The organism is Methylobacterium sp. Ger2507 (assembly GCF_055231875.1).
This window is the reverse complement of the sequence record NZ_JBUYVC010000001.1, coordinates 3,412,574-3,425,006: the sequence shown is the minus strand read 5'-3', so window position 1 is coordinate 3,425,006 and position 12,433 is coordinate 3,412,574. Positions and strand designations below refer to the sequence as shown.

6 protein-coding genes and 1 tRNA gene are annotated in these 12,433 nt (G+C 66.9%); 3 read left to right on the top strand and 4 right to left on the bottom strand.

Annotated features, from left to right (window positions below; genetic code table 11):
- The first annotated feature begins 71 nt into the window (after positions 1 to 71).
- The 3 genes from ACV7NL_RS15805 (at position 72) to ACV7NL_RS15795 (ending at position 4,048) form a co-directional block, all read left to right on the top strand.
- Positions 72 to 1,664 (top strand): OpgD/OpgG family glucan biosynthesis protein, encoded by a 1,593-nt coding sequence (locus tag ACV7NL_RS15805; protein WP_463356182.1) that lies wholly within the window; start codon positions 72 to 74, stop codon positions 1,662 to 1,664.
- A 23-nt stretch (positions 1,665 to 1,687) separates the two neighbouring features.
- Positions 1,688 to 3,820 (top strand): glucans biosynthesis glucosyltransferase MdoH, encoded by a 2,133-nt coding sequence (mdoH, locus tag ACV7NL_RS15800; protein WP_348773023.1) that lies wholly within the window; start codon positions 1,688 to 1,690, stop codon positions 3,818 to 3,820.
- Between the two features lie 138 nt (positions 3,821 to 3,958).
- Positions 3,959 to 4,048, top strand: a tRNA-Ser gene (locus ACV7NL_RS15795).
- 297 nt (positions 4,049 to 4,345) lie between these two features.
- Here ACV7NL_RS15795 and ACV7NL_RS15790 read toward each other — a convergent pair.
- Genes ACV7NL_RS15790 through ACV7NL_RS15775 form a run of 4 tightly spaced genes read right to left on the bottom strand, consistent with a single transcriptional unit; the run spans position 4,346 to position 11,725 of the window.
- Positions 4,346 to 7,438 (bottom strand): DEAD/DEAH box helicase, encoded by a 3,093-nt coding sequence (locus tag ACV7NL_RS15790; RefSeq protein ID WP_463356181.1) that lies wholly within the window; start codon positions 7,436 to 7,438, stop codon positions 4,346 to 4,348.
- A gap of 2 nt (positions 7,439 to 7,440) precedes the next feature.
- A complete protein-coding gene (locus tag ACV7NL_RS15785) occupies positions 7,441 to 8,757 on the bottom strand; it encodes an EH signature domain-containing protein (RefSeq protein ID WP_463356180.1) in 1,317 nt (438 codons plus the stop codon).
- Entirely contained in the window at positions 8,754 to 9,686 is a 933-nt protein-coding gene (locus ACV7NL_RS15780; protein WP_463356179.1) for an OmpA family protein, read from the bottom strand. The genes ACV7NL_RS15785 and ACV7NL_RS15780 overlap by 4 nt, the downstream gene beginning before the upstream one ends.
- Positions 9,686 to 11,725 (bottom strand): hypothetical protein, encoded by a 2,040-nt coding sequence (locus tag ACV7NL_RS15775; protein ID WP_463356178.1) that lies wholly within the window; start codon positions 11,723 to 11,725, stop codon positions 9,686 to 9,688. Before ACV7NL_RS15775 ends, ACV7NL_RS15780 begins: the two co-directional genes overlap by 1 nt.
- Positions 11,726 to 12,433 lie beyond the last annotated feature (708 nt).

Here is a 12,433-nt window from a genome sequence, read left to right as displayed (position 1 = left end):
AACGCCCTCGCCTTAACGCCCTTGCAACGCCCTTGCCTTTTCCGCGCGCCCGCGCCGACCACACGGACCTGATGACGCCGCCGAACCCGGATCTCCTCGACGACCCGTCCGCCCGCAGCCCCGGCGGCTGCACCGGCCCCAGCCGCCGCACCGTTCTGCGGCAGGTCGGTTTCGCGGCCCTGGCCGGCGGGCTCGCGGCCCTGCCGGGGGCCGCCGCCGCCGACGAGGCCCCCGCCCTTCCGGCGGACGGCACGCCGTTCCAGCCCGGACTCGTCACCGACCTCGCCCGGGCCCTGGCCAAGCGTGCCTACGCGGCGCCGCGCACCGACGACCTGCCCGAAGCCCTGGCGGGCCTCAACCGCGAGCAATACGCCGCCATCCGCACTCGACCCGGCAGCGCGGTCTGGGCCGAGGCGGCCCTGGGCTTCACCCTGGAGCCCCTGCATCGCGGCTCGGTGTTCCGCTCCCGCGTGGCGCTCGCGTTGATCGAGGACGGCACCGTGCGCGCTCTGCCCTACGATCCGGCGCGGTTCGAGACCGAGGGCGTGGCGCTCCCGGCCTTCAAGGACGACCCCGGCTATTCGGGCTTTCGCATCCGCGCCCGTTTCCGGGGCGGCGACCTCAGCGACTTCGCCATGTTCCAGGGGGCGTCGTTCTTTCGCCTGCTCGCCACCGGCCAGGGGTTCGGGGTCACGGCGCGGGCGCTGACCCTGCGCCCGGCCGACGCCCGGGGCGAGGAATTCCCCGAATTCCGCGCGATCTGGATCGAGCGGCCCGGTCCCGGCGGCCCCCTCGTCCTCCACGCGCTGGTGGATTCCCCCTCCGCCACGGCGGCCCTGCGCATGAGCCTGCGCGCCGGGGACGCTTCGCTCTGCGACGTCGAGGGCACGGTCTTCGCCCGCGCCGCCATCGACCATCTGGGCCTGGGCGGCATGACCACCAGCTACCTGTTCGGCCCGCACGACCGGCGCGGGTCCGACGATGCCCGGGCCGGCGCCTATAGCAGCGGCGGCCTGCAGATCCGCACCGGCGCCGGCGAGGCGATCTGGCGCCCGGTGCACAACCCCGAGACCCTGCAGATCTCCTCCTTCGTGGACGAGAATCCGAAAGGCTTCGGCCTGATGCAGCGGGCGCGCGACTACAGGGACTTCCAGGACGACGTGCAGCACTGGGAGTGGCGCCCCTCGCTCTGGCTCGAGCCCCTCGGCGCCTGGGGGCCCGGCGCCGTGACGCTTCTCGAGATCCCGAGCGATTCCGAGTTCAACGAGAACGTGCTGGCCTATTGGCGCCCGAAGGCGACCCTCGCGGCCGGGGCCGAGATGCCGTTCAGCTACCGCCAGCACTGGTGCTGGCAGCCCCCCGAGCCGCCGCCCGTCGCCTTGGTCTCGGGCACCCGCAGCGGGCGCGGGCCCGAGAACCGGCGCCTGTTCCTGGTGGACTTCACGGGCCAGGGGCTCGCCGCCCCCGACGACCTCCAGACCCAGCTGAGCGCGGCCTCCGGGGCGATCACGTCGAGCACCCTGTACCGCTACCCCGAGCGCGACACCCTGCGGGTGGCCTTCGAGCTCGACCCGAAGGGCGGGAAGTCCTGCGAATTGCGGCTCGCCCTGCAGCGCGCCGGCACGCCTCTGACCGAAACCTGGCTCTACCGTTGGACCCCGTGACCGCATCCCCGCTCTCCCCCGACGTGGCCGCGCCGGTCGCAGCCCCGACCGCTGCCTCCTTCGCCCCCGCGATGCCGCCCGAGGCGCCGCTGCCGATGCCGGTGCAGGACCTCGTGCGCTGGGACCCGGCCACCGGCCACCGGCCGGTGCGCCACGGCAGGCCCTGGCTCGCCCGCGCCTTCGTCTTCGGCGGGGCGGCGCTGCTGACCGCCTACGGGGCGATGCAGATGTACGAGGTGGTGGCGGTCTCGGGCGGCACCACGGCGCTGCAATACGTGCTGCTCGCGCTCTTCACCCTGAACTTCTCCTGGATCGCGCTGGCCTTCACGGGCGCGATCCTGGGCTTCCTCGTGTTGCTGCGGGGCTTGAAGACCCCGCCCCTGCCGTCGCACCTCGCCACCCGGACCGCGGTGGTGATGCCGGTCTACAACGAGGCCACCGCCCGCACCTTCGCGGGCCTCGAGGCGATGCGGTCCGAGATCGACGCCACCGGCCACGGCGACGCGTTCGACTATTTCGTCCTGTCGGATTCGACCCAAGGGGATGCCTGGATCGCCGAGGAGCGCGCCTTCCTGGATCTGCGCGCCCGCTGGGGCGCGGAGCCCCGGCTCTACTATCGCCACCGCCCGAAGAACCACCATCGCAAGGCCGGCAACATCGGCGACTTCGTCGCCCGCTGGGGGGGCGCCTACGACCACATGCTGGTGCTCGACGCCGACAGCCTGATGACCGGCGCCTGCGTGGTCCATCTGGCCGCCGCCATGGAGGCGGACCCGGATGCCGGCATCATCCAGTCGCTGCCGCTGATCATCAACCGCAACACGCTGTTTGCCCGCGTCCAGCAATTCGCCGCGCGCATCTACGGGCCGGTGATCGCCACGGGCCTGTCGGTCTGGTCCGGCCGCGACGGCAATTACTGGGGCCACAACGCCATCATCCGCACCCGCGCCTTCGCGGCAGCCTGCGGCCTGCCGGACCTGAAGGGCAAGCCGCCCTTCGGCGGCCACGTGCTCAGCCACGACTTCGTGGAGGCGGCGCTGATCCGGCGGGCCGGCTGGAGCGTGACCATGCTGCCGGCGCTGCCCGGCTCCTACGAGGAGAGCCCGCCCTCGCTCATCGACGTCGCGGTGCGCGACCGGCGCTGGGCGCAGGGCAACCTCCAGCACAGCCGCATCATCGGCACCGCGGGCCTGGCGCTCGCCTCGCGCCAGCACTTCGCCACCGGCATCGCCGGCTACGTCGCCTCGCCCCTGTGGCTGGCCCAGCTGGTGGTGGGTATCGCCCTGGTGTTCCAGACCGCCTATGTGCGGCCGGAATACTTCACGAGCGAGTTCGGTCTCTATCCGGTCTGGCCGCGCTTCGACCCGGTGCGCGCGCTCCAGCTCTTCGGGCTGACCATGGGCATCCTGCTGGCGCCGAAGTTTCTGGGACTGGCCCTCGCGCTGATCGACGGGCCGGTGCGCCGGGCCTGCGGCGGAGCCATCCGCCTCGTGCTCTCGAGCCTGATCGAGATCCTGCTCTCGGCCCTGATCGCCCCGATCGCGATGCTGATCCAGTCGGGCTCGGTGTTCCAGATCCTGCTCGGCCGCGACACCGGCTGGAACCCGCAGCGACGCGACGACGGCTCGATCCCCTGGGCCGACATCGTCCGGCGCCACCGCTGGCACATGGCCCTCGGGCTGATCACCGGCGTAGCCGCCTTCGCCATCGCCACCTCGCTGTTCCTCTGGATGTCGCCCACCATCCTGGGCCTCGTGCTGGCGATCCCGATCTCCTGGGCCAGCGGCCAGCTCGGCCTCGGGCTGGCCCTGAAGCGCCTCGGCCTGCTGATGACCCCGGAGGAGCGCACGCCCCCGACCATCGCCGTGCAGGCGGGCGCCCTCAGCCGGCGCAACGCCGAGGCCGGCCTCGACGACGCGGATGCGCTCCGGGCGCTCCACGCCGATGCCGGCCTGGCGCAGGCCCACGCCATGATGCTGCCCGAGACCGCCCCGCGCCCGCGCGGCGCCATCGACCCGGACCGCGCGTTGGCCCAGGCCAAGGTGGTGGAGGCCGACGCCCTCGCCGAGGCCCAGGCCTGGCTCACCCCGAAGGAGCGCATGGCCCTCCTCCACGACCGCGCCCTCCTCGACCGCCTCACCCGCCTGGCGCCCTGACACGCCCGGTCCTGGGATGTGGTCTGTTCCAGGGCTGGCCAATCCCCGGGACTTGCCGGATCCTCGGACTCGGCCGAGCCCCGATCGGCGCGTTTTTCGATTTCCGCGGCGCCCGATCTCCGATAGAACCGCCCGGACGGAAGGGTGGCCGAGTGGTTTAAGGCAGCGGTCTTGAAAACCGCCGTGGGTGAAAGCCCACCGTGGGTTCGAATCCCACCCCTTCCGCCAAATTATTCATCTAAGTAACTTAATTTATTGATCTAATTAGACGGGAACGAATTTTCACCCCAACGTTTACCCCAGCAGAAGATTTGGATCAACGTGGATACTCACGGGCTTTGGGGGACAGGTAAGTTGCGGCTTGGTTGAGATCGGGCAGCGTAAGGCGGGAAGGAGGCAGCAAAGCCACAGCCGGCAGCACCTGGCTGATCAGTCCGATGGCCTGTTAGACGCTGACTCGGATCCCCTGTTGCTGGCTCAGTCAATGACGCCGAATGGCTTTGCACCGACCTTCGGGGCCGCCGCTTAAGCTACCCGGATCGATCCGTCCTGCTCCCAGATGGGGGCATCTAACCCGTCTCGGGCAAACATCGCAGCGACAGCGCCGCGCACAGGGTCTGCGCCATCTTGCTTGGAAGCATCGTCCAGAAGTCGTCTTAGTTCGCCGACATCTGCCTGCGTGTCACCCATCGGCCATAGAGCTGATGCGGCCAGTCGACGCTTGCGATGCATCAGGCCGTGGAGCAAGCAGTCGAACGAGCCCTCGCGATAGCCAGCGTGGATGGCCATCGGCAGGTGGATGGTAACTGGGCGGGTTTGCCCAAGCCGATGGACACGGTCGTTGCACTGCTCCTCGACCGCGGGGTTCCACCAGCGGGACAGGTGGATGACGTGCGTCGCAGCGGTGAGCGTCAGCCCCGTGCCAGCCGCCTTTGGGCCGAGAACGAGAAGATCGAACTGCTCCTCTCCTCCGAGATGCCGTTGAAATCGATTGACAATGGCTTGGCGTTGAGAGATTGGCGTGTCGCCGTTGATCAGATCAATGCGGGGTAGGCCGAACCGCGCGCGGGCAAGTTCAACTAATCTGTGCTGCATGCGCCGATGCTCGACAAAAACGAGCGCTCGCTCGCCCCGCTCGGCGATCGACTCCAAAATCTCGAACACGGCGCTGAGCCGTGCTGAAGCTTCGACGAAGGCAGCATCTTCCTCCATCGTATCAAGGCTAGGATGTACCGAGACGGTTCGGATGTGGTGCAGCATTTTGAGCGCAGCCCCTGCCCCGCCCTGCGCGAGCTTGAAGTGGGCGTCTTCGTAGGCCACAGCTTGGCGATCGGGCATTGCTCGTGGATGCAGACGTCGCACCTTTTCCGGCAGGTCCCGCGCCACGACGTCCTTGATCCGCCGCAGCGCCAGAGGCGGCGTGGACATGAACACGCGGCGATGAAGCTCCGTCATGTTGGTCGCGTCTGGCGTGCCGTACCGGGCGCGGAACTCGGGAAGGCTGTCGAGTGAGCCCGGCGCCAGCTGATCCATGATGGCCCACAGGTCGGTCGCGGCGTTCTCGATCGGCGTCCCCGTCAACCCGATGCGGAAGTCTGCCCGGACGGCTCGGGCGGCGGCGGAGCGCAGGCTGGCGGGGTTCTTCAGCGCCTGGATCTCGTCGAAGACAACCGCGCTGAAGGGGATCTGCCGGAGGCTGTGCTGGTAGTTGACCAGGGTCGTGTAAGTTGTGAGGATCCAATAGCGGTGGGCTCGTCTATCGTCCAAGGCCTCGCGCAAGAAGGTGAGATCGAGCTTGCTTTCCCCCGTGTCGATGTCGCGTCCGGCGGCGTCGGCTTGCTTTCGCGCGCCGATCCCTGAGCCGTAGAGGCGTATGAGGTGCCCGAGGCCCGGTTCTCGCGTGTGGCGAGCGACCTCCTGCTCCCAGTTCTGGAGGAGCGAGGTCGGCGCGACGACGAGCACCGGCCCACGCTCTACCGCCCGTGGATTGGCCGCGTGCTGCTTTAGCCATGCCAGGAACGCGATCGTCTGGAGCGTCTTCCCGAGACCTTGCTCATCCGCGTTGAGGATGCCTGGCAGGCCGGCCTTCCAAGACGCAATCTGCCACTCGAAGCTCGCGTGCTGATGCGTTTTGAGATCTGTGCGGATGATCAACGGCAGGGCATCGGTACCTGTCGCGACACGCGGCTTGCACCGAGCAATCCACTGCAATTCGTCAAAATTGACGGCCGTCTCGAGAACGATCGGCTCGGACGCAGCCGTCTCCTCGTGGCCATCGCCCTCAGGCGCTTCGTCGCTTTCCCGATACTGCGCAATGAGCGCGAGCGCTTCGGGGCGAGCGGGCAGGTCGAACCCGGCAAGCTGCACGGTTGCCTTGCCGGCCGCCATAGCGTGAGAGACCTGTCGATGCAGTGCTTCGAGCTCCACCGGGGCAAGGGCTGCGAGAGCGCTTCTGAGCTTCTCGACGAAGTCTTCCGGCAGCCAAGTCGTACCACTGCCTGGTCCTATTTCGAGATCGGGCTTGCGGAACACGCCGATGCCCGTCACCCGGTCCGCGTATTCCTGCGTCTCGACGAGCAGCGGAAGGGCCGCAGTTTCGATGGCTTCTTCCTCGCCGATCGCGTCGAGGTCGTCGAGCTGGCCTGCGCTACGCAGCGCGGCCTCGACTGCCTGCGTGATAAGCGGGCGCGGGTTGCGCAGGAAGGCCTCTCGCGCCGAAGGAGAGGCGTGCTGCATCCTGGTCATCACAGATAGCGCTGGTGCTGCAGCCGGATCGATGACGAGGAAGTTGCCTGGTCTGAGCCGATAGGCTGACAGCGCTCCTCGCGAACGCACCCGTTCTTGAAATTCACGCAGGAGCGGGCCTGCTAGCTCGCCCGCGTCTTCGGGGACGCCGACCGCACCCTCCTCATACCCAGCCTGGGCGAGCTCCCGACCCAAGAACGGGACGATGTCGAAATCGTCGTCGGCGGTTGGTGCAAGCGCGAAGCGGTCTGCGATCCGAACCTCAAGACCGGCCAGGAAGTCCGTCATCGAGACGCGGGCCGCCGCCGTTGGGTCTTCGATACGGACGCCAGGGTCGAGTAGCTGCCGGAACTGGGCCAGGGCGTTCCAGTGCTGGGTCTCGTTGCGGCCAGGCTCGAAACTTTCCGACACCGCGACCGCGTCCATGAGCCATTCCGGCAGCCGACGCTCGCCCGCCGATGTCTTCAAGATGGCGCCTATCCGCTGCACGGTCTGGCGTTGTCCGTTCTTGAACCACTCGTGCCGCAGGCGAAACGAGGGAGATCCCAGAACTCCCTCGACGTCCGTGCGAAGCGCAAGATCGATGATGGGTGGCAGACCAATCGCCTCGGCGGTCTTAGCGTCCAGGGCTGCCGCCAAACGGTGAGACAGGCGAATGCGGTCGGCTGTCACCTCGAACAATTCGGCAGGCTTCTCGGCGGCCAGGGCGCGAAGGTCAGCAATGGCGAGAAGGAGTGTGCGCTCCGCAGGCGGCAGACGATCGAGTTCGCGGCGATCGCGCCGGAACCCCAGCCGCTCAAGGAGACTGCCGGTCTTCGGAAGCGAGAGCGTGACAGCCTCGGGATCGAACGCGAACGCGAGAGCGGGCGACATGGTCAGATTCTCTCCTCGACCCATCCCTGCCAATTACCGAGATGCGATTTCGCCTCAGCCCCAGGCGTCAACCGGATGGCCTCGCAATCGTAGCTTCGTTGGTACAGCGCCGGCGCATGCCGATCTCCCTCGCGGAAAATGTGTACCCTGTAGCTGTGCGAGCCCTCGACGATGATCTTGGAGCCGCATTTCAGGATGAGGAGCGAAGTGCCGGCCCGCGAGCCGCCCGCACTCTGATGGCCGTAATTGAGCACGCCCCGAGTCCCACGCGCGGCGAGTATGCGTCGGGCGTACTCGGCGCCGCTCGGAGAAAAGGCAACCCAGGCCGCATCGATCCGGCGTTGGGCGTGAAGCTTGAGCCAGAAACGCCGCCGTGGCTCCCACATATGACTGTCCTCAACGGCCGAGACGACATCCAGGAAGAACCGGATGTTCTCGCCCGTGAGCCAGCGCATGATTACCGCAAGGCAATCCGGCGCGACGCCAGCCCATGCCCCGCCCTGTTGCACGCGTGGGTCGCCGTAGAACTCGACGAAAGACTGCGTGATCAAGCTGACGTCCGTCTCCGGCGGATCGCTTGTTCGCCAGTGGCCCAGCACCGCATCTATCGCTTGGCTCGCGCCCGACATCCGGGCCGCGGTCTGTCCATCGGGCTTCAGCCAGGCGAAAAGTTGCTCAAGCTTTGGGTGTGTTGTCAGCCTCGGGCCGAGCTGCTTGATGTAGGCGAGATGGGCGAAATCCATCAGGCCCGGTGCATGCGGCGCGCGTAGCCCGAGTGCCTTCAGGCCCGACCAGGGATCGGACATCTCCATCATCGCTTGTGCGATCGCGTCGGGCGCCGCATCCGGACGAAACACTTCTGGGATGGTGGTGAGGAGTTCGCGCCAGCGTGCACACAGGCGATCGCGGATCTCGCTCAGGGCTCCCCCGAGATCGCCTGTGTGCGGGGCATCCGGCTCGAAGCTCTCGAGGTAGACGGCGGCCATCGCCCCCAAGAACGTCGTCCGTCGGGAGGCCCGAATCTCGTCGAGATAGAAGCGGCGCAACTCCGCCAAATCGGGTCGCCGTCGCCGTCGCTCGTCGAAGAGGGCCCGGGCCGCGGCGGTGACGAGCGACATCCTGACGTCGCCCCACTCATCCTGCACGTGATGTGCCCGCATGCGCTGGACGAGCGCCTCGCGGTCGCGTTCGGGCGGGTCGGGCACGACGTCCGGCCAGCGTTGAAGGACTCGCTCTGCCGTTGTCGTGAGGGCTTTCAGGTTTGGCAGGGCGGGCGGCTCCGGGAGGCGCATCCGCGCGAGGCGATCGTCCAGGCTCATCGCAGAGTCGTTCCTGCTAAGCCGCGCCTCAGGCTGTCCTTGATCCGTTCGACTTCCTCCACGTTCTGCGGCGTATACATGATGATCCGCAGGTCGATACGCCGGTTCGTGGCCTTACCGCGCTCTGAGGTGTTGTCCGCAACGGGGCGGAGGCGTCCGTAGCCGGACACGGAGAGGACCGGCTGTCCCGCGCTGTTGAGATCGTCGAGCAGCGCGGGCTCGCGCCCACTCATAGCGAAAAGGGTCTCGATCGCTCGTTCCGTCGAGAGGCTAAAGTTCGATCGATCAAGACCGGAGGCATCCGTGTGGCCCTCGATCTGTACCGCCTCAATCACTGCACCAGCAGCATTACACTCCGTCTGCCACCGCGCCGCCTTTCCAAACGTGTAGCAAGGCAGGAGCTCGTTCAGCCGGGCCGCGATCGCAGCGACGATTCGGCGCTTGTCCTCGGCCAGCCGGCTGGCGCCGCTGGCGAACAATCCGTCCCCTTTGAAACGAAGTGCGTCGGTCTCAATGCTGACGATCTCCTTCAGGTCGGGGAAGTCCGAGAGCAACCGGTCGCGCAACGTCCGTAGGATCCGATCGCGCTCGCTCGACACCGCAGCCAGATAGGTCTGAAGGCGGTTCGTACGCTCCTTGCGCAGTTCCTCTTCAAGTCGCGCGACCTCGCGGCGGAGTTCGGCAGTCTCTTTAGCAAGTCGGTCTCGCTCACGCTCAAGCGCCTCCTTGCTCGTGCGCAGCGCGTTCCGTTCATCGAAGACCCGCTGATACTCCACGACTGGAACCGTCTGGTCATCCTTCAACTGGGAGGCAAAGAAGGCGAGCAGGATGATCACGATGAACAGGAAGCTCACCGTGAGGTCCGTCATCGAGACGAACGCGGATTCCTCTTCCTCGTCATGCGCGAGGCGACGGATGGCCCCGCGCATCAGCGCCTCCGGCTCTCAGGGATGAACTGCTCGGCCTGCTCGACGACGGCGCGCAGGGTGTCCAGGGCTGGCGCGAGTTCGGCCTGCATCCGCCGCACGTAATCGGACAGGGTGTCGACGGCCGCCGCAACCTTCACCGCGTAGAGATCGAAGGCACTTCCAAGCTTCTCGTCGAGGGTATCGAGCTGCGCGCCCTGGCCCTTGAGGCGATCGACGATCTGGCCCACACCCACAAGCGAAGCCTCGATTGCACCCGCATGGCCTCCAAGAGCGGCCTGCGCGGCGGCCAGGGTATCAGCGGCGCTGCGCGCAGTCTGCTCGGCGGACTGGCTCACCGAACTGGCGACATGCTGTGTCGCCTCCGCAAGCTGCCGGATTCCGGTCTCGATCCGTTCCGTGGTGGCACGCAGAGGAGCCGCAGCCGAGACGAGGGCCTCTGAGGCGCCCCTGAACTGGCCGGCCGCGCGCTCGGCTGCTTCTGCACTCGCACGTACCCCGTCGCCCAGTCGGCCAGTATGGCCCGCGGCCGCCGTGACCCCGTTGGCGGCCTCACGCAATCGCGTGGCGATGCTGTCCAGGGGAGCGAGCAGGTCGCGGGCTGCCTTGGCGCCAACCTCTCTCGTCGCCTCAGCAATGTCGCTCGCCGTACGGCTGAAGGCCTGAGCGACGGTCGAACCGGCGGCGCCGATCTGAGCGCTCGCGTCCAAACCGGCCGCCTGCATCCGAGCTGTGGCGTCCGCAGCGCCCGAGCGGGTAGCCGCCTCAAGTTCGGTGCGAAACCCTTCGGCCGCCGCGCGCATGTCCGCTGCGGAGGCACCCATGGCCTCAGCCCCCGCGCGGGTGTTGTCGCGGATCTCTTGGAGGGTCTGGTTCATAGCCCCGAGCAGACGATCCGCACCGTCGGTGAAGGCCCCGCTCGCCGAGGCCGCCGTGGCGCTCATCGTGCCCCGCAGGTCGTCGACGGCCTGAGCAAGCCGGGTCACAGCGGCGTCCATCTCGGACCCCATGCGGCCAGAACTCTGGTCCATGCGCGTGGAAAGATCGCCGATGCGGTCGCCCGCCTGTACCAGGCGCTCGCTCGCCTGTGCCAGGGCACGGCCGACATCATCGGAAAAGCGCGCCGAGAGGTCCTTAACCATGCTGCCCATGTGATCGGTGCCGAGCTGGCCGACCTGCTGCAGCAGCGGGCCCATCGTGGCGTTGATCGAGTTGGAGATCGCCGCCGGGATTTCTTCGCGCAGGGGACGGCCGAGTTCTGCCACGAGCTCTAGGCCGATTAGGCGGAAGTGCTCCCGTTGCTCTCGTGTGGCCCGGAGCTGCTCGGCCGCGAGGCTCTCCAGGCTGATAAAGCTAAGGCGCTTTTCGATCTCAGCGCAGAGCGTGTGCAGCGCGCTGTCGATGCTGCCGATGCCCCAGCGCAGGATGATCGTGAACACGATCGAACAGAGGAGGCCAGTCAGCGACATGATGAATTTTGCCGAGGCGATCAATAGCAGCTCGCGTAATGAGCTCTGCACCTTGTCCGGCGTCGAGAGGTCCATCGCCCCGAGCGCGGAGACCAAGCCAAGGAATGTCAAAAACAGACCGATCGTGACGAAGAGGCCTGGCACTGCCCGCCAGAAGCCGGATCCGAAACCAAGGTCGTCCGCGTTGAAGAAGACGGCCGGTCTCACCGAATTACGCAGGATGATTTCACCATCCTCGTCGTGCTCGACCAGCGTCTCTCGGTATTTGTCCCAAGCGGTGGCAATCTGTTTGCGCGCACCTCGTCCACCCGAGCGGAGAACCTCCGCGTCGAGATCGGCAATGGATCGCCCGAACGAGGCCTCATCGGCAGCCCGGCGCACCACGATGCGCAACCCTCGGACCGCCCTCACTCGCATGACTATGCCACGGCCGTAGAGCGCAGCGAGGATTGCGAGGGCGAGCACGAGCGTTACCGCGATAAGCCCTGGGACAGCCTCGCTCTTCAGCAATCCCGCCGTGGCGAGTACGGCGTCGCGCGCCGCGATTCCAAACGCAGATATCAACTCGGCCATGAGGTCGCGAAGCCTAGCAATTCTTTAGATGTCGGCTGGAGGAGTGTGCAGCGCTCTGGCGCCCGCGATGCGAGTTCAGCACAGAGCCCGTGAGCGCGTCGGCTCGGTGAGGCGACCGCTCTCAGGCGTCAAGGCCGGCATGTCCCCCTCCCTGCGCCTCCAGCCGTGCTAGGCGTCAAATAGCTTAGGAAGTGCGTACCACAGGTTGATGTGTCGAGCATGCAACAGTTGGTCGGCTACGCGCGGTAGTCGATCTGGGGGAATAAGAATTATCAGCTGCGCGTCCGGTGCCAAATCTTGCGAAGGCTTCACCGCCGGTATCGTGGCAGGCCTTGCGCGACACCGCGCTTGGGGCCGCAAGCCTGCGAGGCCAGACGCTTCGACTGCGTGTCGATGATCAGCTGAGGTGTGCCCTTCTAGCTGATGATAATGACGGGCCGTGTGAGGAAGCGTTGTTGAGCAGCTTGCCCCGTTTTCGGTGAGTTCGATCAGGCAGTAACGGCCGTTCCCCTGCAAGCGTGATGCGACCTCCGCCTTTGCAATTCTACGAATAGCACGTTCATTTCTAAGAGAAGCGTGTAGCCCTGTGCCCGGCCGCGTAAAGTCGTCTGAAACTGGTCGCCGAGGTACAACGCGCCAGCCATTTCAAGTCGCCCCAGCGAGCATTCGTGCGGTCAAGGATCTGCCGGTCCAACATATACCCCAACG

Bases quoted from the DNA above. Each gene is read 5' to 3' on its own strand.
- ACV7NL_RS15785 (WP_463356180.1), bottom strand. From the start codon at position 8,757: ATGAGCCTGGACGATCGCCTCGCGCGGATGCGCCTCCCGGAGCCGCCC.
- ACV7NL_RS15790 (WP_463356181.1), bottom strand. From the start codon at position 7,438: ATGTCGCCCGCTCTCGCGTTCGCGTTCGATCCCGAGGCTGTCACGCTC.
- ACV7NL_RS15805 (WP_463356182.1), top strand. From the start codon at position 72: ATGACGCCGCCGAACCCGGATCTCCTCGACGACCCGTCCGCCCGCAGC.
- ACV7NL_RS15775 (WP_463356178.1), bottom strand. From the start codon at position 11,725: ATGGCCGAGTTGATATCTGCGTTTGGAATCGCGGCGCGCGACGCCGTA.
- ACV7NL_RS15780 (WP_463356179.1), bottom strand. From the start codon at position 9,686: ATGCGCGGGGCCATCCGTCGCCTCGCGCATGACGAGGAAGAGGAATCC.